A 22,125-nucleotide genomic window follows, 5' to 3' on the forward strand; every position below is an offset into this window, starting at 1 on the left:
ATATCGAGGTTCGAGCGGCAAAAATCAAGGCTTGCGGGAGAGCCTTGCGATCACCTGGGCCGTGTAATCGACCATGGGAACGATCCGGGAATAGTTGAGCCGCGTCGGGCCGATGACGCCGACCACGCCGACCACGCGCTCTTCACTGTCCCGGTAGGGCGCAAGGATAAGCGAAGAGCCCGACAGCGAGAATAGCTTGTTTTCGGAACCGATGAAAATGCGCACGCCGGGACCACTTTCGGCAAGGTCGAGCAATTCGATCAGCCCGTCCTTCTGCTCCAGGTCCTCGAACAGCATGCGCACGCGATCGATGTCTTCGGCACCGGCCAGCCCCTCCAGCAGGTTGGCATGGCCGCGAATGATGAGGCGGGCGGGCTTTCCGGTTTCGCTCTCGCCGGAACGGACGGCAAGCCCGCGCTCCACCAGATCACCGGCCAGTTGATCCAGTTCGCTGGCGATCTCGATCTTGAGCTGGGCAAGCTGGCTGCGCAGTTCGACCAGCGTCTGGCCACCGAGATGGGCATTGAGGAAATTGGCGGCTTCGGTGAGCTGCGACGAAGAGACCCCTGCGGGCAGTTCCACGATGCGGTTTTCGACCTGATTGTGCTCGCCAACCAGAATGGCCAGTGCCCGCGTCGGCTCCAGCCGGATGAACTCGACATGTTTCAACACCGGATCGTTCTTGCCGGTAATGACGAGGCCCGCCCCCCGCGAGACGCCGGACAAGAGCTTGCTTGCCTCGTTCATCACGCTTTCCATCGTCGTGTCTGTTCCCGCCGGACGGATCTGCCTGTCGATTTCGGCGCGTTCCTGATGCGAGAGGTCGCCGACCTGCATGAAGGCATCGACGAAGAAGCGCAGCCCCTGCTGGGTGGGCAGGCGACCGGCGCTGATATGTGGAGAATAGATGAGACCGAGTGCTTCAAGATCGCTCATGACGTTGCGCACCGAAGCGGGAGACAGCGGCGAGGCGAGAAGCCGCGACAGATTGCGCGAGCCGAGCGGCTCACCGGTATCGAGATAGGTTTCGACGATACGGCGGAAAACGTCGCGCGAGCGCTCGTCCAGCGCGGCGGCAATGTCTTTTCCGGTCTGCTTCGTCAGTCCCATCTGTCCCTTTATTACGCAATCTCGATCCGTGGTTTGAATATAGTCATGACAGCGCCGTTACAAAAGGGAAAATGCGGCGTTGCTGCATTCATTCGCACCCGCTTTTCCTTTGCAAAACGGCAAGCAGCCCCTTAAAGCGTGGTTGATCGCATGTCATAGCAGGCGAAAACCCACGAATTCAGGAGCAAGCAATGCGGCCTTCAGGCAGAAAAACCGACCAGATGCGCAAGGTCTCCTTCGAGCGGAACTTCTCCAAGCACGCCGAGGGCTCGTGCCTTGTGAAGTTCGGCGACACGCATGTGCTGTGCACCGCAAGCCTTGAGGAAAAGCCGCCGGCGTGGCTGCGCAACAGCGGCAAGGGCTGGGTGACCGCCGAATATGGCATGCTGCCGCGCGCCACGGGCGACCGTATGCGCCGCGAGGCCGCCACAGGCAAGCAGGGCGGCCGCACGCAGGAAATCCAGCGTCTCATCGGCCGCTCGCTGCGCGCCGTGGTCGATCTTCAGGCGCTCGGCGAGCGACAGATCACCATCGACTGCGACGTGATCCAGGCCGATGGGGGCACCCGCACCGCATCCATTACCGGCGGCTTCATTGCCTTGCATGATTGCCTGAAATGGATGGAGGCCCGCAGCATGGTGAAGGTCGACAAGGTTCTGAAAGACCATGTGGCCGCCATTTCCTGCGGCATCTTCGCCAACCAGCCGGTGATCGATCTCGATTACCTCGAGGATTCCTCGGCCGAAACCGACGCCAATTTCGTGATGACCGGCAACGGCGGCATCGTTGAAATCCAGGGCACGGCCGAAGGCACCCCCTTCAGCCAGGAGGAGCTTCTGAAGCTGCTCAGCCTTGCAACCAACGGCATTGCCGAACTGGTCGAACTGCAGAAGCAGGCGATCGCCTGACAGGAAACGCAAGTGGCCGAACTGATCGAAGGCATTCTGGAAACGGCGCTCTACGCCGATGATCTCGACGCGGCAGAGGCCTTTTACGGTGGCGTTCTCGGCTTCGAAAAGATCCGGCGTGGCGGCAATCGCCACGTCTTCTACCGTTGTGGTCCCGGCATCCTGCTGATCTTCAACGGCGCGGAAACGCTGAAACCCGTGACGGATGGCAGCCTTGCCGTACCGCCCCACGGCACGACCGGCCCAGGCCATGCCTGTTTCCGGGTCCGCGCCGCCCACCTCGATCGAATGGTGGCGAAGCTCGTTTCGGCCGGCATCGCCATCGAACAGGATATGACCTGGCCCCAGGGCGGGCGCTCGATCTATTTCCGCGACCCCGCGGGTAACAGTCTCGAATGCGCCACCCCGCTGATCTGGAACATGGAAGAAAACTGAGATGCGCAAGCTCGATACCCGCACCATTGTCGTCGCCAGCCACAATGCCGGCAAGATCCGCGAAATCGCCGAACTGATCGGCCCCTTCGGCTTTTCGGCCAAGTCCGCCGCTGAACTGAAATTCGCCGAACCCGACGAAACCGGCACCACCTTCGAGGAGAATGCCGCCATCAAGGCGCTCGCCTCGGCCAAGGCGTCCGGCCTGCCGGCGCTTTCGGACGATTCCGGGCTTGTGATCGATGCGCTGGGCGGCGCTCCGGGCGTCTATACCGCCAACTGGGCCGAGCGCGAGGACGGGAGCCGCGACTTTCCCTGGGCAATGGAAAAGGTGGAGAAGGCGCTGGCAGAAAAAGGCGCCGCATCATCCGCGCAGCGCACCGCCCGTTTCGTCAGCGTGCTTTGCCTGGCCTGGCCGGATGGACACACGGAAATCTTCCGGGGCGAGGTGGAAGGCACGGTTGTCTGGCCACCGCGGGGCGACAAGGGCTTCGGCTACGATCCGATCTTCCAGCCCGAAGGCTATGACAAGACCTTCGGCGAACTGACCTCTGACGAAAAGCACGGCTGGAAGCCGGGCGATGCACAGGCGCTGTCGCACCGCGCCCGCGCTTTCAAGCTCTTCGTCGAAACCTGTCTGGCAGCCTGAACCGATGAGCGCCGAAGCCTCGACCTTCCTTCTGCCCGATACGGGCGAGCCGGGTTTCGGCGTCTACATCCATTGGCCGTTCTGCGCCGCCAAATGCCCCTATTGCGACTTCAACAGCCATGTGCGCCATCAGGCCATCGACCAGCCGCGTTTCGTCTCCGCATTCCTGAAGGAGATGGAGACGATGCGGACGATCTCCGGCCCCAGAGCCGTGACCAGCGTCTTCATCGGCGGCGGCACCCCTTCACTGATGGACCCCGCAACGGTGGATGCCATCCTTTCCGGCATTGCGCGCTTCTGGCATGTGCCTGCCGGAATCGAGATCACCATGGAGGCAAACCCTTCCAGCGTGGAGGCCACACGCTTCCGGGGTTATCGCGCCGCCGGCGTCAACCGCGTGTCGCTCGGCGTGCAGGCGCTGAACGACCGGGACCTGAAATTTCTCGGACGGCTGCATAATGTCGAGGATGCGCTGAAGGCCATTCATCTCGCCCGCGAGATCTTCCCACGCATGTCCTTCGACCTGATCTATGCCCGCCCCGGCCAGACTGTCGAGGACTGGGAAGCCGAGTTGAAACAGGCGATTTCCTACGCCGTCGATCACCTCTCGCTCTATCAGCTCACCATCGAGGAGGGCACGCCCTTCTATGGTCTGCACAAGGCCGGCAAGCTGGTGGTGCCGGATGGTGACCAGTCTGCTCTGCTTTACGAGGCGACGCAGGACATTACCGCCGCCCACGGAATGCCGGCCTATGAGGTTTCCAACCACGCCAGGCCCGGTGCGGAAAGCCGCCACAACCTGACCTACTGGCGTTATGGCGATTATGCCGGTATTGGCCCCGGCGCCCACGGACGCCTCAGCATCGGTGCCGACAAGCTGGCAACGGCGACGGAACGCAATCCGGAAGGCTGGCTGAAGCTGGTGGAAGATCATGGCCACGGCATGGTCGATCGCGAGCTTCTTGGTCGCGACGAACAGGCCGACGAGTTGCTCCTGATGGGGCTTCGTCTGCGGGAAGGGGTCGATCTCGCCCGCTGGCATACGCTTTCGGGGCGCGATCTGGACCCCAAGCGGGAAGAGACGCTGCTGGAGCATGGCTTTATCGAGCGGCTCGGCAATTCGCGCCTGCGCTGCACCCCCTCCGGCATGCTCATCCTCGATGCCGTGGTGGCCGATCTCGCCTGCTGATTACGCCGGTCTTTTCCGGAAAAGCGCGCGCCAGAGCCGCCCGTCAATGGCAAGCAGGCCCAATCCGATCAAGACCATGCCGATGAAATGACGGGCCGCCAGTTGCTCGCCCAGCACCAGCGCCGCAAGAAGGATGGCGCTCGGTGGAATGAGGATCGTCACCAGCATCAGGTTCGTGGCGCCGGCCGTCGCAAGGATACGGAAGAACAGGATATAGGCGAGCGCCGACGACAGGATGGCGAGCCCGAAAAGGGCAGCCCAGGCCTCCAGCCCCGGCACAGGCAGGCTGAAGGGACGATCCACGATCAACGCCACCGGCAGAAGCAGGACCGACGAGGCCGTGACCTGCCCGACGGCCGGCACCAGCGGCGGCAGACCCATAGCCCTGAACCGGCGACCATAGACCCCGGCAAAGGCGTAGCTTACCGCCGCGCCGAGCACCGCGAGTTCGCCGAGCAGGTCGCTGCCGACATGGCCGAGAACCGAAGGGCCGACCATGGTGACGACGCCCGCAAAGCCGACCAGCAGGCCCGCCACCCGGTTCACCGTCAGTTTTTCATCAGCGGTCAGGGCATGGGCGACGATGACACCGAAGAGCGGCGTCGTGGCATTGAGAATGGCGGCAAGGCCGCTGGCAATATGCGTCTGACCCCAGACGATGAGGATGAAGGGGATGACATTGTTCAGGATACCCATGCCGAAAAAGGCGCCCCACGCCTCTCGGCTTTTCGGCATCTTGACCCCCATGACGCGAACGATGAGCCAGAGCGCCAGCGCCGCCAGCACGACACGGCCCGTGACAATGGTCAGCGGCGGCCAGACCTTGACCAGAATGCCGTTGAACAGGAACGAACCGCCCCAGAGCAGGGACAAGGCCCCGAGCATCGCCCATTCCGCCAGTCCCATTTCCTTCGTTGCCATCATCGTCTCCCTTTAACCAACATCACTCTGATCGCAGGACAGGGTGCCCGCCACCCGTTTTCTGCATAATAACGATGAAGCTCAGCTCGTCGTCTCTTTTCGATCCGGAAGAACACCAAGATCTGGCATCCGTCGATACGGATTGATATAATTACCAATAACCTTGGATACACCGTTCAAACAAACGAGGAATCCTCGTACAATGATCGAGTTTTTCTAAATCATGAACCAATCGCTGCCTTCGCTTTCCGCCCTACGCGCCTTCGAGGCAACCGCCCGCCATCTGAGCATGACTCGAGCGGCGGAGGAACTGCATGTCACGGCCGGAGCTGTCAGCCTGCAGGTTCGCGATCTGGAAGCAGCCATCGGATCACTGTTGTTCGAGCGAAAACCTCGCCAGTTGGCTTTGACCGCAGCGGGTGCCGATTATGCGGCTTCGCTCGGCTCGGCCTTTCGGTTGATCCGCGAGGCGACCGAAATCGCCCGCTCGCTGGCCCGGCCCGATATCGTGACACTGAGTTGCACCACAGGCTTTGCCATCCAGTGGCTGATGCCCCGGCTGGAAGCGTTCCAGTCCGACCACCCCACCATCGATCTCAGGATCGGCACGACAGCACGGCTCGTGGATTTCCAAAAGGACGGCGTTGCGCTGGCCGTTCGTCATGGGCTCGGCGCCTATCCGGGCCTTGCCTCGGAAAAGCTTATCGATGATGAACTGATCGTCGTGGCACACCCTGCCCTGGCCTGTCGACTGGGGCCGGCGCCATCGGCGCACGCGCTGGCCGGCGAAACCCTGATCCATGATGCCGGCCGCAACGACTGGCGTTTCTGGCTTGAAGCCGCCGGCGCTCTGGAAGTCGACTGGCGCAAGGGGCCGGTCATCGCCCCGGACAGCAATGGTGCGCTGGAAGCGGCGCGGGCCGGTCTCGGCTTTGCCCTGATGCGCGAGAGTTTTGTTGCCAACGATCTGGTGGACGGCCGGCTCGCAGCACCCTACGGCAGGCCGATCCGAAGCCGCTTCGCCTATTACATGGTCTACCCGCCGACCGCGCTCGATCGTCCTTCCGTCCGGCAGGTGCGCGACTGGCTGCTGGCGGAAGCGGGCAAGGCCTAAATTCCGGCAAAGACATGGAGCCAGCGGGTTTGCTTGCGATCATAGCCGCTGCCATCCACCTCTTCCATCGTCACGACAGGCCAACCCGCCATGGCGTAGGTCTGCCGCAACCAGTCCGGATCGGGATAATTATAGTAGCGGCCAAGGCCATCCATCCCCTCCCCATCGCCGGCCTTGAAGCTGGCATAGAAGGTACCGGCAGGGCGCAACGCCCGGCGGATGCGGGTGAGAATGTCGGCGAGATCGCCCCGCGGCGCATGCAGCAGGCAGGCACTGGCAAAAACACCGTCGAAGGCCGCCTCGAAGGCAATGTCACGGAACTCCAGAACCCGGACCGGAACCCCGAGCCGCTTCTGCGCCTCGGCTGCCATTTCCGGAACACCATCGGTCGGCGTCACCTGAAACCCGTGCGCCATCATCGCCTGCGTGTCGTAGCCACCACCGCAACCGAGTTCGAGGATCTCCGCGCCCGGTCGAAGTGCCGCCAGAAACCGGTCGCGCCAGAGATTGTCACGATGGCTGCCCGCCGCGACGTAATCGGCGGCATTGACAGCATAGAAAGTGGCGGTCTTGTCGGACATTCCTGCCCCTTCAACGAAAAGGCCGCCCGAAGGCGGCCTCTTGTCAGGCGTTGTTCTCGTTGATCAGCCGCTTGAGCAGCTCGATCTCGTGGCTGAGCTTGGCATCCGCCGAAATCAGTTCCTCGATCTTGCGCACGGCGTGCAGCACGGTCGTATGGTCACGCCCGCCGAAGCGACGGCCGATTTCCGGGAAGGAACGCGGCGTCAGCGTCTTCGACAGATACATGGCGATCTGACGCGGCTTGACGATGACACGGGTGCGGCGGTTGGACACCAGCTCCTGACGCGACACGTTATAGTGCCGGGCAACGATGCGCTGAATATCCTCGATGCGAACGCGACGGGCCTCCCCGGTGCCGACCAGATGGGCGAGCAGCTCATCCACACGGTCGATGGAAATATCCGGTTCGAAGGAACGGCGGAAGATAAGCTGGTTGAAGGCCCCTTCCAGTTCGCGACCGCTGGCGGTGATGTTGCGCGCCACATGGGTCAGGATTTCCTCAGGGATCTCCAGCGTGTGGTCATCGGCCTTGGCAGCATCCAGCCGGGTGCGCAGCATCGACAGGCGCATATCGTAGTCGGGCGCTTCCATTTCGATGGCAACACCACCCTGAAGGCGCGAACGGACGCGCGGATCGAGCGATTCCAGTTCCCACGGGGCCCGGTCGGCGGCGACCACGACCTGCTTGGCGCTGTCGAGCAGCATGTTCAGCAGGTGGCAGAACTCGTGCTGAATCATTTTGCCCTGCAGGAACTGCATGTCATCGATGATCAGGAGATCGATATTGCGCAGCGAGTCTTTCAGCGTCAGGGCATCATTGTCACGGATCGCGGTGGCGAAACGCCACATGAAATATTCCGCCGTCAGGTAGACAACACGCGGCTGGCGCGGCGAACGCACTGCGGCATTGGCGATGGCCTGCAGCAGATGCGTCTTGCCGAGGCCGACATTCGAGTGGATGAACAGTGGATTGAAACGTACGGCGCTGGCACCGGCCTCAGCAATGGTGCGGGCGGCGGCAAGCGCCACGCGGTTCGATGAACCCTCGACAAAATTGTCGAAGGTGAAGCGGCTGTCGAGCGGCGAACCGAAAAGGGGACCAGAGGCAGCGCGCGGAGCCGTCGAAGGCGCTTCCGGCTGCGGCACCGAGATCTGGCCAATCTGCTGGGCGCCGCGCATGCGGCCCTGATTGACGGCGATTTCACTGACGGGACGTTCCTCACCGGACGGCATCCGCGTGCTGCGGGTTGCCGTGCGAACGAGGATCTCGACCTTCAGGATCGCCGGATCTTCCGCCTGGAACAGGCCGGTGATCTGCTCGAGATAACGGTTGTTGATCCAGGATTTGAGGAATGTGGTCGGCACGGTCAAGCGTGCGACGCTCTTGGAAATGGAGTGCAGCTTCAGTCTGCCAAACCAGCTTGCATAGACGTCAGGCCCGACCTGCGCTTTCAGCCGGATGCTCACGCGCTCAAACAACGCGTCCTGCTTCATCGGAGCAGCATCTCCCGCTGTGGTTCCGGAGGATAGTTCTTCCCGCTCGCATCCCTCGGTCTCACCGAGGGAAGCGTTCTTCGTCACCAGGTTCATATGCATATTGCCGCCTTCCGGAATTCATTACCGGCAGGGACCTCGTAGCCACCCGCCGGGACTTGCATTTATATGCGGATATACGGCTCAATCATGAACCGATCTCCGCGCCCCCGTTTGGACCACAAGGATCCGTCCGGCCCCACACGTCCTCGTAACGGATGTGGCCGCTGAATGTCGCCGTCCATCCCCGCTTCTGATCCATGGACGCAGAACATCGTTCTGCCAAGAGAAACAGCGCAGGCTTGGAACAGCCAGTGATTGAAAAAGCGAAGCTGAATGGCTTCGAGGAAGGGTTGAGGCTTGTCCCGCCGCGTTTGTCGCGACTGGGTTTAAGGTAAACTTTCTTCGCCCCCGGCCCTTGCCTGGAAGCCATTTACGCAGGATCAAACCGGGAGATCAACGGCCTTTTTTGCCGCGGCGCATCGGAAAGCCATTGACTCATCCGGTGTCATTTGGGCGTCACATTTGCCGCAATCGAGAATCGCTTTTGAATCAATGGGATTCAAAAAAGGCCGGCAGAAGCACGACACAAACGATAAAAAAATAAAAAACAGCTTGACTCAAGATTGGGGTCCGCCCCCCTGCCCGGACGGCGTAGCCCTCTTGGCATTCTCTTGTAAGTATTTGATTTGTTTTGATTTTTTATGTTCCCACCAAAAGCTGGAACAAGGCGCGAACGCAATTGCGAGCGTCAAAATGGAGCATGAATCAAAAAGCCCGGCCGTCATACGGCCGGGCTATAAATTGTCATAATTAATCAATTAGGCAGCGAGTGCCTTAACGCGCTGAGCAAGACGCGACACCTTGCGGGACGCCGTGTTGCCGTGCAGAACGCCCTTCGTGGCTGCGCGCTGGATTTCCGGCTGCGCTGCCTTGAGAGCTGCCGTTGCGACGGCGAGATCACCGGAAGCGATCGCTTCTTCGACCTTGCGGATGAAGCCACGAACGCGGGAGCGGCGTGCCTTGTTGATTGCTGTGAGGCGGGCGATCTTGCGGGTCGCCTTTTTCGCAGAAGTAGTATTGGCCATTTATGCCTCTCTCGAAATCGAACCTATTCTCCGCGATCACCGCGCCAGCCTTCTAGGAGCCTGTCATGACAGCAAACGGGAGTAACCGGAAAACCCCTCGGGCTTTCCTGAACCGTGGGCGGTCATATAACGGGAAAGCGGACAGGCGTCAACGCGCAATTTCATGCTGCTGCAACATTCCCGATTCCCGTCCGTACCTTAGCGGTTGCGGAAAGCGGGTTTCCGCTTTTCCACGAAGGCCGCCATGCCCTCTTTCTGATCTTCCGTGGCAAAGAGCGACTGGAACTGGCGGCGCTCGTAACGAAGCCCTTCGGCCAGCGTTACTTCGAAGGCACGCCCGACACTTTCCTTGGCGAGAAGCACGGAAGCCCGCGAGAAGGCCGCAATTTTGGCAGCGGCGGTCAGCGCCTCCTCCACGAGCTTGTCCGCAGGGACAATCCGGGCCACCAGGCCGGAACGTTCGGCTTCGGCCGCGTCCATCATGCGGCCTGTCAGAACGAGGTCCATGGCCTTGGCCTTGCCGACGGCCCGCGTCAGCCGCTGGGTACCGCCCATGCCGGGGATGATGCCGAGCGTGATTTCCGGCTGGCCGAACTTCGCCGTTTCCGAGGCGATGATGAAGTCGCAGAGCATGGCGAGCTCACAACCGCCGCCGAGCGCATAGCCGGAAACGGCTGCGATCACCGGTTTGCGGATACCGGCCACCTCATCCCAGCCGCCCAGAAAATCGCCCGTCACCACATCGGGGAAAGACAGCGGCTGCATTTCCTTGATGTCGGCGCCGGCGGCAAATGCCTTTTCGGAACCGGTCAGCACGATGGCACCCACCGCTTCATCCGCCTCGAAGGCGGCGAAGGCCGCAAGCAACTCCTTAAGAACGGTCGAATTCAGTGCGTTCAGCGCCTGCGGGCGATTGAGCGTGACGAGACCGACCGCGCCGTGCGTCTCCACGAGAATGGTTTCATAGGCCATGTTGTTCTCCTTCCGAACGCGTTGAGACTATCGCTGGCATGCAGCACAATAGAAAGTCGAGCGGCCGGCCTGGACGATGCGGCCGATCGTGCAGCCGCAGTCCTGCGTGCGGCACATCTCGCCTTCCCGACCATAGACGGAAAACGAGTGCTGGAAATAGCCGAGCGATCCATCCGCCTGCCGGTAGTCCTTCAGCGACGAGCCGCCGGCGGCAATGGCATCGGCGATGACCTCGCGGATCGATTGCGTCAGAAGCTCCAGTTCGGTCCGCGGTCGCCCCTCCGGCGTCACCAGCGTTCCCGCTTTGCGCTCCGGTGAAAGGTGGGAACGCCACAATGCCTCGCAGACATAGATATTGCCAAGACCGGCGATGACCTTCTGATCGAGCAACGCGCTCTTCAAGGGCTGCGCCTTGCCGGCGAAACGTTCTGCCAGATAATCGGCACGCAGGCTGTTGCCGGTGGGCTCCGGGCCGAGACCGGCAAAGGCTGGATAAGCGTCGCGGTCGCCGGGGGCGATGAAATCGAGAAAGCCGAAACGGCGCGGATCATTATAAAGAACGCGGCGCGCGCCCTCCGGCGTCCTCAGATGAAAGACGACGTGATCGTGCTTCTCGTCCTTGCCGCGCGGATGGTGGAAGATACCGGGCACATCGTCCTCGATGCGGAACGAACCGGACATGCCGAGATGCGACACGATGACCGCACCATCATCCAGTTCGATCAGGAGATATTTGGCGCGCCGCCCGAGCGAGGCGATGGTTTTCCCCTCGACACGGGCCTGAAGCCCGGCGGGGAAGGGAAATCTGAGGTCCGGGCGGTTCAGTTGCAGCCGCTCGATGACGGCTCCCTCCATGCTGGGGGCAAGGCCCCGGCGCACGGTTTCCACCTCTGGCAATTCCGGCATCGGCTTCATCTTCCTGTTTCAACGGTCAGGCGCTTGGGCTATAGAACGGGGCTGAAAAGGTCGCAACCCACAGCATGGCGCCGGTTCTTCGCCTGTTATATGGTGCGGCCGGGTTCGAGTTGAAATGAGGGAGTTTCACGATGGCTGACAGCCGCACCACCGCCGATGGCGGCATGTCCACCTCCTATGGGTTCCGCGAGGTGAACGAGGGCGAGAAGCAGACCCTCGTGAACGACGTGTTCCACAAGGTGGCCAAGCGCTACGACATCATGAACGACGTGATGTCGGCGGGCCTGCATCGTCTGTGGAAGGATGCAATGGTCGCGGCCCTCAACCCGCGCAAGGATGCGGATTACAAGGTGCTGGACGTGGCCGGCGGCACCGGCGACATCGCGTTCCGCATCATCGAGGCCTCCAACCGCAAGGCCCATGCGACCGTGCTCGACATCAACGGCTCGATGCTGGGTGTGGGCGAGGAACGCGCGAGAAAGAAGGGGCTTTCCGAGAACCTGACCTTCGTGGAGGCCAATGCGGAATCCCTGCCGTTCGAGACCAATACGTTCGACGCCTATACGATTGCCTTCGGCATTCGCAACGTGCCGCATATCGATGTGGCGCTTTCGGAAGCCTATCGCGTGCTGAAGCGCGGCGGGCGCCTGCTGGTGCTGGAATTCTCCGAGGTGGAACTGCCATTGCTTGATCGGTTCTACGACGCCTGGTCGTTCAACGCGATCCCGCAATTCGGCAAGATGATTACCGGCGAGGCCGAGCCCTACCAGTATCTGGTGGAATCGATCCGCAAGTTCCCCAATCAGGAAGACTTCGCGACGATGATCCGTCAGGCCGGGTTTGCACGCGTGGGCTTCACCAATTATACCGGCGGCATTGCCGCACTCCATTCCGGCTGGAAGCTCTGATGGGTTCCTGCTGCCCGGAGTCCTGCCAATGAGCCTTCTCAATGCCTATTACCAGCTCGTGCGCGTGGGCTGGGTTCTGACGCGCGAAGGCGTGATTTCGGCGCTGCCCGCCGAGGGTCTGCCCCCGCTTGCCCTGCTCGGCCAGAAAATCGCCTCGCTCATGGCGCGCAACCGCGCCAGGGACACCGAGCGCAGCGACCGGCTGGCGAGCGCCGTGGAGCGGCTTGGCCCTTCCTATGTGAAGATGGGCCAGTTCCTCGCCACCCGTCCCGATGTGGTGGGCAAGGATTTCGCCGACGACCTTTCCAAGCTTCAGGACCGCATGGCCTTTTTCCCGCAGGGTGCTGCGGAAAAGGCGATCGAAGGTTCGCTCGGGCGGCCCGTGGCCGATCTCTATCTGCGCTTCGAGGCCCCGATAGCCGCCGCCTCCATCGCGCAGGTGCATCCGGCTGAGGTGAAGACGGCGGATGGTCCCCGCAAGGTCGCCGTCAAGGTCATCCGTCCCGGCGTGCGCCAGCGCTTCACACAGGATCTGGAGGCCATGTATCTCGTGGCGCACATGCAGGAGCGTTTCCTGCCCTCGCACCGGCGCCTCCGACCCGTGGAAGTGACGCGGACGCTGGAGCAGACGACCCGCATCGAAATGGACCTGAGACTCGAGGCCGCCGCCCTTTCGGAGATTGCCGAGAACACCAAGGACGATCCGGGTTTCCGCGTGCCGAAGGTGGATTGGGAACGCACCGGCCGCGATGTCGTGACCATGGAATGGATCGACGGCGTGAAAATGTCGGATGTCGAGGCATTGAAAACCGCCGGACACGACCTGAACAAGCTTGCGGATACGCTGATCCAGTCCTTCCTGCGGCACACGCTGCGCGATGGCTTTTTCCATGCCGACATGCACCCCGGCAATCTCTTCGTCGATGCCTCGGGCACCATCGTGGCCGTGGACATGGGCATTGTCGGGCGGCTGAATCCCAAGCAGCGCCGGTTCCTGGCCGAAATCCTTTATGGCTTCATAACCCGCGACTACATGCGGGTGGCGGAGGTGCATTTCGAGGCCGGTTACGTGCCTGCCCGCCACGATATAGCCAGCTTCGCACAGGCGATCCGCGCCATCGGCGAGCCGATCCATGGCCAGCCAGCGGAAACCATTTCCATGGGCAAGCTTCTGACGCTTCTCTTCGAAGTGACCGAGCTTTTCGACATGGAAACCCGCCCCGAACTGGTGAACCTGCAAAAGACCATGGTGGTGGTCGAGGGTGTCGCGCGCATCCTCAATCCGCAGTTCAATATGTGGAAGGCATCCGAACCCGTCGTCGGAAGCTGGATACGCCAGAATCTCGGCCCCGGCCGTATCGTCAACGACGTGCGCGAGGGCCTGAAGGCCGTGCGACGTCTGGCGGAGGCTGCGCCGGAAATCGCTGCAAAGGCCGAAAAGCTCAATCAGGACATTGCCGGCATGGTCGATACCGGCCTGCGCTTCGATCCCGAGACGGCGGAAGCCATCGGCCGCTCGGAAGCGCGGCACAATCGTTCGGGCCGCGTGGCGCTGTGGGTGATTGCCGCGACCCTCGTCTATATCGCATTCCAGTTCAGCTAGAGCATTTCGCGCTTTTGCTGAAAAAGCTCCAACGCCGGACGCCGGGAGGGGACCATGGCACTTTCGAAAACACTTTCGGGCAAGCGCATCCTTCTCGTCATCTCCGGCGGCATCGCGGCCTATAAGAGCCTCGACCTCATTCGCCGACTGCGCGAGCGCGGTGCTACGGTCACGCCGGTGATGACGAAGGCCGCACAGGAATTCGTGACACCCCTCGCCGTCGGCGCGCTTGCGGCCAGCCATGTGTTCACGGATCTGTTTTCCCGCACCGACGAACAGGATGTCGGCCACATCCGCCTTGCCCGCGATCACGACCTGATCGTGGTGGCGCCAGCCACCGCCGACATCATGGCGAAGATCGCCAACGGGCTTGCCGATGACCTTGCCTCCGCCGTTCTGCTCGCACGGCGCATTCCACTTCTTCTCGCTCCGGCGATGAACCCGGCCATGTGGGCGAACCCGGCAACCCGGCGCAATGTGACGACCCTTGCCGGCGACGGTATCCGCTTCATCGGCCCGATGGCCGGTGAAATGGCCGAAGGCGGCGAGGCGGGCCTTGGCCGCATGGCCGAACCGCTGGAGATTGTCGCCGCCATCGAGACGCTGCTGGACGATGCGCCGAAGCCGCTCGCCGGCAAGCGCGCCATCGTCACCTCCGGCCCGACCCATGAGCCGATCGACCCTGTGCGCTATATCGCCAACCGCTCATCCGGCCGGCAGGGTCATGCCATTGCGGCAGCGCTCGCGCGTCTCGGCGCGGATGTGACGCTCGTTTCCGGCCCCGTCTCGATTCCCGATCCTGAGGGTGTGAAGGTCATCCATGTGGAACGCGCCTCGGAAATGCTTGAAGCCGTGCTGAACGCCCTTCCCGCCGATCTCGCCGTGATGGTGGCCGCAGTGGCCGACTGGCGCGTGGCGACGGAATCGAGCCAGAAGATCAAGAAGCAACCGGGCGATGCGGCGCCAACGCTGACCATGGCGGAAAATCCGGACATTCTGAAAACGGTGGGCCACCATGCCGAGCGTCCGAAACTTGTGATCGGCTTTGCCGCCGAAACCAACGACGTACTCGCCAATGCACAGGTGAAGCTGGACAGGAAGGGCGCGGATTTCATCGTCGCCAACGATGTCTCGCCGGAAACCGGCATCATGGGCGGTACGCGCAACAGCGTGAAGATCGTATCCCGCACGGGCATCGATCATTGGCCGGAAATGGACAAGGACGCGGTTGCGGAGAAGCTCGCGGGATTTGCGGCGGAAAAGCTCGGCGCTTCCCGTTCCTAACCCGCTTTACGCATCCGCGCGGCCCAGTTCACCGCCGGCTCGAACAGGGCGACATCCATGCCGCGCTCGTTGAGGATAACCGTCGACCCATCGGGAATTTCGACCCAGGTGTCGGCCTCGTCGTTCAGCGGTTCGGACACCAGACAGTGGCCGTTGCCGCCGCAAACGGGTGCAGCATAAAGCGTCGGCGCCTTCGCATCGGTGGCATAACGAACGGCAAACAACGTCTTGCCATCGGAGAAGGCCGCGGTGAAGCGGAGAAGCGCGTAACCGAGCATGTCGTTCGACAGGTCTTCGACAAAACCCGCCGCCTTGGCCATGGCCTCCAGCGGCTTGTCGTTCAGGCCGAATTGCAGGGCCAGAAGGAACAGAAGCTCGGAATCGGTGGTGCCGGTACGGTAGCGGAACAGGTCGTCGGACAGTTCCGATTCCATACGGCGGCGCAGATGCTCGAAACCGTCGATCTGACCGTTATGCATGAAGGACCAGTTGCCAACCACGAAGGGGTGGCAATTGTCGCGACGCGTCGACCCATGGGTGGCGGCGCGCACATGGGCGAGAAACAGACCGGAACGGATCTGGCGGGCAAGGCTCATGAGATTGCAGTCTGCCCAGGCGGGCAGGATATCGCGGTAACGGCCGGGATCGGGCCGATCCCCATACCAGGCAATGCCGAAACCATCGGCATTCGTTGTCGTGCGGGCCATGGTCGCGCAGTGGGATTGCGCCACCAGCGAATGGGCAGGCGAGGACACCAGTTCCTCGATAAAGACAGGTGCGCCGCGATAAGCAGCCCAGCGACACATGCAATCCACTCCGATTTCTACCGTTGAAACAAGTTTCAGCCCGACTGAGTTAATACAAGCTGAACGTTCAAAAATCTGACACAGATCCGCGCGGCGGACTGTTCACATTTTTGCAACGCTGGTATCCGCCTGTGAACGACCTCAATGACTGCCTGTCGTTCTGACCGGAGAATGCGGTGGGAGGAGGGTGGAAATCGGGAAATTGCGCGGTCCTTGCAAGACCGCGCGCCCATTTCGTTAACGAGGCTTCAGATCATGCCGCCTTGACGGCGTGATACTCCTTAATGGCAACCATCTTGATGGCCGGATAGCGTTCCGACTCGTAACGCAGCGAGAAGCTATCCTGCGCCAGATAGACCGGATCACCGTCGAGGTCGCGGGCGATATCGCCGCGATGGCTGTTGGTGAACTTGTCGAGGTCGGCGGCCTGATCCGCCGAAATCCAGCGGCAGATGGAAAAGCGCGACATTTCGAACGACACCGGCAGGCCATATTCAGCCATCAGGCGCTCCTTGAGCACGTCGAGCTGAAGCGCACCGACGACGCCGACGATGGCGGGCGAACCGTCTTCCGGCGAAAAGAGCTGCACGACGCCCTCTTCCGCCATCTGCTGCAGCGCTTCCTTGAGCTTCTTTGCCTTCATGGCGTCCTCAAGCCGCACGCGGCGCAGGATTTCCGGGGCAAAGTTCGGCACGCCCTGGAAGACGAGCGATTCGCCTTCGGTCAGCGTATCGCCGATGCGCAGCGTACCATGGTTCGGAATGCCGACGACATCGCCGGCAAAGGCAGTATCGGCGAGCTGGCGCTGCGAGGCAAAGAAGAATTGCGGTGCGGTGAGGCCGATCTGCTTGCCGGTGCGGGCAAGCCTCGCCTTCATGCCACGCTGCAGCTTGCCGGAGCAGATTCGCGCAAACGCGATGCGGTCGCGGTGGTTCGGGTCCATGTTGGCCTGAATCTTGAAGACGAAGGCCGTCATCGCATCTTCCGCCGCATGCACCGTGCGGGTATCGGCGACCTGGTCGCGCGGCGGCGGCGCATAGGCACCGAGCGCGTTGATGAGATCGCGAACGCCGAAATTGCGCAGTGCCGAACCGAAGAAGACCGGTGTCATGTGGCCTTCGAGGAAAGCCTCGCGATCAAACGGACGACAGGCCTCGATGGCCAGCTCCAGTTCATCGATAAAGGCCTGACGTTCGTTTTCCGGTAAATGGCTGGCGACGCTCTGCGCACCATTGACCTTTTCCGGTTCGACCTGCGTGTCAGAACCGCGGAACGTGCTGTTTGCCAGATTGTAGGCGCCGCAGAAGGTTTTGGAACGCCCGACCGGCCAGGTAACGGGCGCGGTGTCCAGCGCCAGCTTTTCCTCGACCTCATCCAGAATCTCGAAGGGATCGCGGCTTTCGCGGTCCATCTTGTTGATGAAGGTGATGATCGGAATATCGCGCATGCGGCAGACTTCGAAAAGTTTCAGCGTGCGCGGCTCGATGCCCTTGGCGGCGTCGATGACCATGATGGCGGCATCCACCGCCGTCAGCGTGCGGTAGGTATCATCCGCGAAATCTTCGTGACCGGGCGTGTCGAGAATGTTGAAGACATTGCCGTCATATTCGAAAGTCATCACCGAGGTCACGACCGAAATGCCGCGTTCACGCTCGATCTTCATCCAGTCCGAACGGGTCTGGATACGGTCCTTCTTGGCCTTCACTTCACCGGCGAGCTGGATCGCGCCGCCGAACAGCAGCAGTTTTTCGGTCAGCGTGGTCTTGCCGGCGTCCGGGTGGGCGATGATCGCGAAGGTGCGGCGGCGGGAGACCGCCTCTGCAAGGGTTTCGGCCATTCTTTGAAATCCTGTGGAATTGCCGCGTATCTAGCGGGTCTCACCCCCCATTGCAATTGACCTTGCCGCGTAAAAGGCAAACTGTCGGGTCATGACCCTTCAAAACAATGTTCGCCCCACCCTGGGCCTCAAGCGCCTGCCGCACGCCGATGCCATCGATCTTCCCGCCTATGAGACGGCGGGGGCCGCCGGCATGGATCTTCGTGCCGCCGTGCCTCCGGACCAGCCTCTCACGCTCGCCCCCGGCAAACGCGCACTGGTGCCAACCGGTTTCATCATGGAAATACCGCAAGGGTTCGAAGCACAGATCCGTCCGCGTTCGGGGCTGGCCTTCAAGAACGGCATCACCTGCCTCAACACGCCCGGCACCATCGATAGCGACTATCGCGGCGAAGTGAAGGTTCTGCTCGTCAATCTCGGCGATGAGGCGTTCACCATCGAGCGCGGCATGCGTATCGCCCAGATGGTCATTGCACCGGTGACACAGGTGGCTGTGGCAGAAGTGACGGAAACATCCGACACCACACGCGGGGCCGGCGGTTTCGGCTCCACCGGCGTCTGACAAGATCGTTTCTCAGAGAAGACCGGCCAGCATCGTGCGATTGCGGCCGGCGGCATGGCCCGATGCCATTGCCCTTTCTGCATCGGCGATGGCGATGGCAATGTCATCGCTTGCCCGGGACTGGGCGATGCCAAGCGTTACCGACACCCGCAGTGACAGATCGCCGACACGCAGCGGCAGTTCCGCAATGGCAGTGCGGATACGCTCCGCCACAACACACGCCTCCTCCTCCACCGTTTCAGGCAGGAAGATAAGGAAGGTCCGGCGTCCCCGCCGGCTGATCATGTCCGTTTCCCGAACCTTGCCGAGGATCATCGCCGACGCCTGCCGTGCGACCTGCTCGGCGATGAAGCGGCCGAAAATCTCGGCGATAGCGGCATGGTGGTCGACCTCGAGCACGATGACCGAGAAAACACGATCCGGCTCCATGAAATGCAGGTGTGGCTTGCTCACCGCATCCGTCAGGCGCCGGCGATCCGGCTGTACACCCCCAAGGCGCGGCGATGCGATGGCTGGCGCATCCCGGCGCATGTCCTCCCTCTTGAAATCGAGCGCAATGCGAATGAAAGCGGCCAGCAGAAGGAAAGCCAGCGCCATGTTGACGAAGCGGAACAGGCTGGCCTGCGTGACCATGGCTTCCGAATGCAGAAGGAAGGCGCCGCCATCGCGAAATTCGATCCACAAGGTGAAGAAGCACAATGCCGCAGCGGCCGCCCATTTCCCGACGTCGCCTGCCCGCTCCGAAGCGAGCGCAACCGGCAGGAAGGCGATGAGAAGAAAATGAAAGCCGAACGGCCCGCCGAAACCGAGCGCCATGACGAGGCTGTAAGCAACCGCGAAGCCGATCGTTATCGCTGTGGCTGCAAGCGGACGGCGGTCGGCGGCATGCGCAATCACCGTGTAGGCTGTGGAAACTAGCAGGATGACCGCAACCGGCAGAAGCGCCCAGGCCGCCTGCCCGACCCAGACCAGAAGCAAAGCCTGCAACGCCAGAGCGGGAACGGACACGACGGCGCCCTTGAAGAAGGCATTACGAAAAGACTGGCGGATCGAGATACGGGGAAACATTGCAAGGGCTGGGTGCGTGTGCTGCAGAATCAAATACTTATCCGTCGGATTGAAGTGCAATCGCAAAAGAATGATTTCCCGGCGCAAGGATAGACTGACGCGGATCGCGTTCTTTTCGGCCTGGCATCAGCCACATTCCGCTGCAATCGTCCCATGCGATGAACCTCCGGTTCTGTCGATCGCCGGGCGAGCGGCCACCCGCTGCAACCGACACCGCACCATGGCAGCACGACTGTCTGACAATCTAGCGCGATTGCACCGCTTTTACTACCCAGCCGTGCCTTGATCGCCGCCAGATCGGAACCTACGGGCAACAAGCGCCGCGTTTGGAATATTTAACTCCATTTTCTCAATAATCGGACGTCAATTCCATATACTTCTTTGTTTCGAAATAAATATTTCTCGCCCTCCCCGCGTACCCGCCCTATTGTCCCGCCATATGCTTTCACAAGGAGGGACGTCATGTCCGGTATTCAAGAGCCTGGTCGCGGGCGCATTTACGCATCCATCACCGAGACGGTCGGCAATACGCCCCTCGTGCGTCTCGACAAGCTGGCCAAGGAAAAAGGTGTCAAAGCCACGATCCTCGCCAAGCTTGAATTCTTCAACCCGATCGCCTCCGTCAAGGATCGTATCGGCGTGGCGATGATCGAAGCGCTGGAAGCCGCCGGTAAGATCACCCCCGGCAAGACCGTGCTGATCGAGCCGACGTCGGGCAATACCGGTATCGCGCTGGCCTTTGCCGCCGCCGCCAAGGGTTATCGCCTGATCCTCACCATGCCGGAAACCATGTCCATCGAGCGTCGCAAGATGGTGGCGCTTCTCGGCGCGGAACTCGTGCTGACCGAGGGCACCAAGGGCATGAAGGGTGCAATCGCCAAAGCCGAGGAACTGGCCGCCTCCCTGCCCGACGCAGTCATTCCGCAGCAGTTCGAGAATGCCGCCAACCCGGAAATCCATCGCAACACGACGGCGCTGGAAATCTGGAACGATACGGACGGCGCTGTCGATATTCTCGTTTCGGGCGTCGGCACCGGCGGCACCATCACCGGCACAGGCCAGGTACTGAAGGCGAAAAAGCCTTCTGTGCGGGTCATCGCCGTCGAGCCGAGTGCAAGCCCGGTTCTGTCGGGCGGCCAGCCTTCACCGCACAAGATCCAGGGCATCGGCGCCGGCTTCGTGCCGCCGGTTCTCGACACCAAGGTGTATGACGAGATCATCACCGTTTCCAACGAGGATGCGTTCGAAAATGCCCGCCTGATCGCCCGCCTCGAAGGCATTCCGGTCGGCATTTCTTCCGGTGCGGCGTTGACGGCCGCCATCGAGGCCGGCCAACGTCCAGAAAACGAGGGCAAGACCATCGTGGTCATCATCCCCTCCTTTGCCGAACGCTACCTGTCGACGGCACTGTTCGACGGTCTCGGCGACTAACACCACAAGACCCCGGAGCCCGTCGCTCCGGGGCTTTTCATGATGCGTTCCGGCCTGTCTTGGCCCGATTGTGATTTGGCGTCATCTGAAGTAGCGTGGTCTGGCGTTTGGTGTAGCGAACGCGTGTGCACGGGACCCTTCATGCCCAAGAAAATCGGTTTCTTCCGGAAACTGCCTGCTTTCAAAGCCGTTCGCGGTGAGCTTACACCGACAAAAAAAGCCGCCAGCTACGCGTTGGCACTCGTCGTATTTGCCGTGGCGCTTGCCCTTCGCTTCTGGCTCGAGCCCACCTTGCCGCAGGGTTTTCCGTTTCTCACCTTTTTTCCCGCAGTCGTGATCGCCGGTTTCCTGTTCGGCGTCCGGCAAGGCGCGATGGTCGCCGTTCTGGCCGGCTTTGCGTCGTGGTACTTCTTCATCTCACCGCAGGATGGCGGCGTGAACAGTGGCACGCTGACGGCCCTGCTGCTCTATGTCATCGTGGTATCGACCGACCTCTTCCTGCTGAGCCTGATGATGAGCGCCTATCGTGCCGAGTTGATCGCCCGCCGAGACCTGGAGCGCATGGGCGAGGAACGGGAGATGCTGACCAATGAGCTGGACCACCGGCTGAAGAATGTCTTTGCGACGATGAATGCGGTCATCACCCTGTCGCAGCGCCACGCCGCCACTTCCGAGGAACTGGCCCAAAAGCTGAAGGAACGGCTGAACGCCATGGCGCGCTCGAGCCTGCTGCTGCGCAACGCGGGACCCGCTGGACCGACGACACTGCGCTCCGTGGTTGAACAGGCGCTCTCCCCCTTTGGCGCCGGTGATACCAATCGCTTCACCCTCGCCGGTCCCGTCGTTTCTGCGGCAGGGCAAACCTCCGTTGTTCTCAGCCTTATTCTGCACGAACTCGGCACGAATGCCGCCAAATATGGCGCACTTTCAACCGGCCGGGGTCATATCGATGTTACCTGGAAAGAAATATTTCGTGCGGAAACACCCGACGAGCCCGACCTTGAGATCGTCTGGTGCGAAAGGGGGGGACCGCAACCGGAAACCGATTCCGAGCGCAAGGGCTTCGGCTCAACCCTGATTTCACGCGTCATCGGCATGCTGAACGGCGAGGCACAGGTCGCGTTTCCCGCCACCGGCGCCATCGTCATCATGACGATCCCGATGCGCAGCATCGCCAAATCCGTGAATGATACCGAGCCTGCCGACTTCTGAG

General features: G+C 61.6%; 21 protein-coding genes. 11 read left to right on the forward strand and 10 right to left on the reverse strand.

Annotated features, from left to right (window positions below; genetic code table 11):
- Nucleotides 1–24: 24 nt before the first annotated feature.
- On the reverse strand, nucleotides 25–1,110 hold the full coding sequence (gene hrcA, locus GGQ66_RS00750; protein WP_183788412.1) for a heat-inducible transcriptional repressor HrcA: 1,086 nt from the start codon (nucleotides 1,108–1,110) through the stop codon (nucleotides 25–27).
- 191 nt (nucleotides 1,111–1,301) lie between these two features.
- On the opposite strand from hrcA, the gene rph reads away from it, so the two are divergent.
- Genes rph through hemW form a run of 4 tightly spaced genes read left to right on the forward strand, consistent with a single transcriptional unit; the run spans nucleotide 1,302 to nucleotide 4,288 of the window.
- Nucleotides 1,302–2,018, forward strand: a complete 717-nt coding sequence (gene rph, locus GGQ66_RS00755) for a ribonuclease PH (protein WP_183788414.1) — start codon at nucleotides 1,302–1,304, stop codon at nucleotides 2,016–2,018.
- 12 nt (nucleotides 2,019–2,030) lie between these two features.
- Complete coding sequence (locus GGQ66_RS00760) at nucleotides 2,031–2,453, forward strand: VOC family protein (RefSeq protein ID WP_183788416.1); 423 nt, start codon at nucleotides 2,031–2,033, stop codon at nucleotides 2,451–2,453.
- A gap of 1 nt (nucleotide 2,454) precedes the next feature.
- Nucleotides 2,455–3,099 (forward strand): RdgB/HAM1 family non-canonical purine NTP pyrophosphatase, encoded by a 645-nt coding sequence (rdgB, locus tag GGQ66_RS00765; RefSeq protein ID WP_183788418.1) that lies wholly within the window; start codon nucleotides 2,455–2,457, stop codon nucleotides 3,097–3,099.
- Nucleotides 3,100–3,103: 4 nt separating this feature from the next.
- Nucleotides 3,104–4,288 carry a radical SAM family heme chaperone HemW gene (gene hemW / locus GGQ66_RS00770; protein WP_183788420.1) on the forward strand — a complete coding sequence of 395 codons (1,185 nt, stop codon included), beginning with the start codon at nucleotides 3,104–3,106 and terminating at the stop codon, nucleotides 4,286–4,288.
- On the opposite strand, the gene GGQ66_RS00775 is transcribed toward hemW, so the two are convergent.
- Nucleotides 4,289–5,209 (reverse strand): DMT family transporter, encoded by a 921-nt coding sequence (locus GGQ66_RS00775; RefSeq protein ID WP_183788422.1) that lies wholly within the window; start codon nucleotides 5,207–5,209, stop codon nucleotides 4,289–4,291.
- Nucleotides 5,210–5,432: 223 nt separating this feature from the next.
- On the opposite strand from GGQ66_RS00775, the gene gcvA reads away from it, so the two are divergent.
- The gene (gcvA, locus tag GGQ66_RS00780) at nucleotides 5,433–6,323 is read left to right on the forward strand and encodes a transcriptional regulator GcvA (protein ID WP_183788424.1); all 891 of its coding nucleotides are present in this window, start codon (nucleotides 5,433–5,435) and stop codon (nucleotides 6,321–6,323) included.
- Here the strand turns inward: gcvA and GGQ66_RS00785 are convergent.
- The 5 genes from GGQ66_RS00785 to mutM all read right to left on the reverse strand — a co-directional run bounded on the left by GGQ66_RS00785 (nucleotide 6,320) and on the right by mutM (nucleotide 11,404).
- A complete protein-coding gene (locus GGQ66_RS00785) occupies nucleotides 6,320–6,904 on the reverse strand; it encodes a class I SAM-dependent methyltransferase (protein ID WP_183788425.1) in 585 nt (194 codons plus the stop codon). The two genes, gcvA and GGQ66_RS00785, sit on opposite strands and share 4 nt — an antisense overlap.
- A gap of 43 nt (nucleotides 6,905–6,947) precedes the next feature.
- Nucleotides 6,948–8,501, reverse strand: coding sequence for a chromosomal replication initiator protein DnaA (gene dnaA, locus GGQ66_RS00790; protein WP_183788427.1), 1,554 nt, complete (start codon nucleotides 8,499–8,501; stop codon nucleotides 6,948–6,950).
- A gap of 758 nt (nucleotides 8,502–9,259) precedes the next feature.
- A complete protein-coding gene (gene rpsT / locus GGQ66_RS00795; protein WP_183788429.1) occupies nucleotides 9,260–9,526 on the reverse strand; it encodes a 30S ribosomal protein S20 in 267 nt (88 codons plus the stop codon).
- Nucleotides 9,527–9,724: 198 nt separating this feature from the next.
- Nucleotides 9,725–10,498, reverse strand: a complete 774-nt coding sequence (locus GGQ66_RS00800) for an enoyl-CoA hydratase (protein WP_183788431.1) — start codon at nucleotides 10,496–10,498, stop codon at nucleotides 9,725–9,727.
- Nucleotides 10,499–10,525: 27 nt separating this feature from the next.
- Nucleotides 10,526–11,404, reverse strand: coding sequence for a bifunctional DNA-formamidopyrimidine glycosylase/DNA-(apurinic or apyrimidinic site) lyase (mutM, locus tag GGQ66_RS00805; RefSeq protein ID WP_183788433.1), 879 nt, complete (start codon nucleotides 11,402–11,404; stop codon nucleotides 10,526–10,528).
- A gap of 140 nt (nucleotides 11,405–11,544) precedes the next feature.
- Between mutM and ubiE the strand changes: the two genes are divergently transcribed.
- From ubiE to coaBC, 3 genes are read left to right on the forward strand one after another with little or no spacing between them, the layout of a single operon-like run.
- Nucleotides 11,545–12,321: a bifunctional demethylmenaquinone methyltransferase/2-methoxy-6-polyprenyl-1,4-benzoquinol methylase UbiE gene (gene ubiE / locus GGQ66_RS00810; RefSeq protein WP_183788435.1), complete on the forward strand. Its 777-nt coding sequence runs from the start codon at nucleotides 11,545–11,547 to the stop codon at nucleotides 12,319–12,321.
- Nucleotides 12,322–12,349: 28 nt separating this feature from the next.
- Nucleotides 12,350–13,924, forward strand: coding sequence for a 2-polyprenylphenol 6-hydroxylase (gene ubiB, locus GGQ66_RS00815; protein ID WP_183788437.1), 1,575 nt, complete (start codon nucleotides 12,350–12,352; stop codon nucleotides 13,922–13,924).
- A 54-nt stretch (nucleotides 13,925–13,978) separates the two neighbouring features.
- Nucleotides 13,979–15,208 (forward strand): bifunctional phosphopantothenoylcysteine decarboxylase/phosphopantothenate--cysteine ligase CoaBC, encoded by a 1,230-nt coding sequence (coaBC, locus tag GGQ66_RS00820; RefSeq protein WP_183788439.1) that lies wholly within the window; start codon nucleotides 13,979–13,981, stop codon nucleotides 15,206–15,208.
- On the opposite strand, the gene GGQ66_RS00825 is transcribed toward coaBC, so the two are convergent.
- Both GGQ66_RS00825 and GGQ66_RS00830 read right to left on the reverse strand, forming a co-directional pair.
- Nucleotides 15,205–16,014, reverse strand: coding sequence for a class II glutamine amidotransferase (locus GGQ66_RS00825; RefSeq protein WP_183788441.1), 810 nt, complete (start codon nucleotides 16,012–16,014; stop codon nucleotides 15,205–15,207). The genes coaBC and GGQ66_RS00825 overlap by 4 nt on opposite strands.
- Before the next feature lie 253 nt (nucleotides 16,015–16,267).
- On the reverse strand, nucleotides 16,268–17,851 hold the full coding sequence (locus GGQ66_RS00830; protein ID WP_183788443.1) for a peptide chain release factor 3: 1,584 nt from the start codon (nucleotides 17,849–17,851) through the stop codon (nucleotides 16,268–16,270).
- A gap of 91 nt (nucleotides 17,852–17,942) precedes the next feature.
- On the opposite strand from GGQ66_RS00830, the gene dut reads away from it, so the two are divergent.
- A complete protein-coding gene (gene dut, locus GGQ66_RS00835; protein ID WP_183788445.1) occupies nucleotides 17,943–18,413 on the forward strand; it encodes a dUTP diphosphatase in 471 nt (156 codons plus the stop codon).
- 12 nt (nucleotides 18,414–18,425) lie between these two features.
- Here the strand turns inward: dut and GGQ66_RS00840 are convergent, their stop codons facing one another.
- Complete coding sequence (locus tag GGQ66_RS00840; protein ID WP_183788447.1) at nucleotides 18,426–19,514, reverse strand: diguanylate cyclase; 1,089 nt, start codon at nucleotides 19,512–19,514, stop codon at nucleotides 18,426–18,428.
- 429 nt (nucleotides 19,515–19,943) lie between these two features.
- Here GGQ66_RS00840 and cysK point away from each other — a divergent pair, with 429 nt between their 5' ends.
- On the forward strand, nucleotides 19,944–20,912 hold the full coding sequence (gene cysK, locus GGQ66_RS00845) for a cysteine synthase A (protein ID WP_183788449.1): 969 nt from the start codon (nucleotides 19,944–19,946) through the stop codon (nucleotides 20,910–20,912).
- A 141-nt stretch (nucleotides 20,913–21,053) separates the two neighbouring features.
- Nucleotides 21,054–22,124, forward strand: a complete 1,071-nt coding sequence (locus GGQ66_RS00850) for a sensor histidine kinase (RefSeq protein ID WP_183788451.1) — start codon at nucleotides 21,054–21,056, stop codon at nucleotides 22,122–22,124.
- Nucleotide 22,125 lies beyond the last annotated feature (1 nt).

This window comes from Allorhizobium borbori (assembly GCF_014196535.1).
In the GTDB taxonomy this organism is placed as follows: domain Bacteria; phylum Pseudomonadota; class Alphaproteobacteria; order Rhizobiales; family Rhizobiaceae; genus Ectorhizobium; species Ectorhizobium borbori.

Coding starts and splice junctions, on each gene's coding strand:
- hrcA (WP_183788412.1), bottom strand. CDS start 1,110: ATGGGACTGACGAAGCAGACCGGAAAAGACATTGCCGCCGCGCTGGAC.
- rph (WP_183788414.1), top strand. CDS start 1,302: ATGCGGCCTTCAGGCAGAAAAACCGACCAGATGCGCAAGGTCTCCTTC.
- rdgB (WP_183788418.1), top strand. CDS start 2,455: ATGCGCAAGCTCGATACCCGCACCATTGTCGTCGCCAGCCACAATGCC.
- hemW (WP_183788420.1), top strand. CDS start 3,104: ATGAGCGCCGAAGCCTCGACCTTCCTTCTGCCCGATACGGGCGAGCCG.
- GGQ66_RS00775 (WP_183788422.1), bottom strand. CDS start 5,209: ATGGCAACGAAGGAAATGGGACTGGCGGAATGGGCGATGCTCGGGGCC.
- gcvA (WP_183788424.1), top strand. CDS start 5,433: ATGAACCAATCGCTGCCTTCGCTTTCCGCCCTACGCGCCTTCGAGGCA.
- GGQ66_RS00785 (WP_183788425.1), bottom strand. CDS start 6,904: ATGTCCGACAAGACCGCCACTTTCTATGCTGTCAATGCCGCCGATTAC.
- dnaA (WP_183788427.1), bottom strand. CDS start 8,501: ATGCATATGAACCTGGTGACGAAGAACGCTTCCCTCGGTGAGACCGAG.
- rpsT (WP_183788429.1), bottom strand. CDS start 9,526: ATGGCCAATACTACTTCTGCGAAAAAGGCGACCCGCAAGATCGCCCGC.
- GGQ66_RS00800 (WP_183788431.1), bottom strand. CDS start 10,498: ATGGCCTATGAAACCATTCTCGTGGAGACGCACGGCGCGGTCGGTCTC.
- mutM (WP_183788433.1), bottom strand. CDS start 11,404: ATGCCGGAATTGCCAGAGGTGGAAACCGTGCGCCGGGGCCTTGCCCCC.
- ubiE (WP_183788435.1), top strand. CDS start 11,545: ATGGCTGACAGCCGCACCACCGCCGATGGCGGCATGTCCACCTCCTAT.
- ubiB (WP_183788437.1), top strand. CDS start 12,350: ATGAGCCTTCTCAATGCCTATTACCAGCTCGTGCGCGTGGGCTGGGTT.
- coaBC (WP_183788439.1), top strand. CDS start 13,979: ATGGCACTTTCGAAAACACTTTCGGGCAAGCGCATCCTTCTCGTCATC.
- GGQ66_RS00825 (WP_183788441.1), bottom strand. CDS start 16,014: ATGTGTCGCTGGGCTGCTTATCGCGGCGCACCTGTCTTTATCGAGGAA.
- GGQ66_RS00830 (WP_183788443.1), bottom strand. CDS start 17,851: ATGGCCGAAACCCTTGCAGAGGCGGTCTCCCGCCGCCGCACCTTCGCG.
- dut (WP_183788445.1), top strand. CDS start 17,943: ATGACCCTTCAAAACAATGTTCGCCCCACCCTGGGCCTCAAGCGCCTG.
- cysK (WP_183788449.1), top strand. CDS start 19,944: ATGTCCGGTATTCAAGAGCCTGGTCGCGGGCGCATTTACGCATCCATC.
- GGQ66_RS00850 (WP_183788451.1), top strand. CDS start 21,054: ATGCCCAAGAAAATCGGTTTCTTCCGGAAACTGCCTGCTTTCAAAGCC.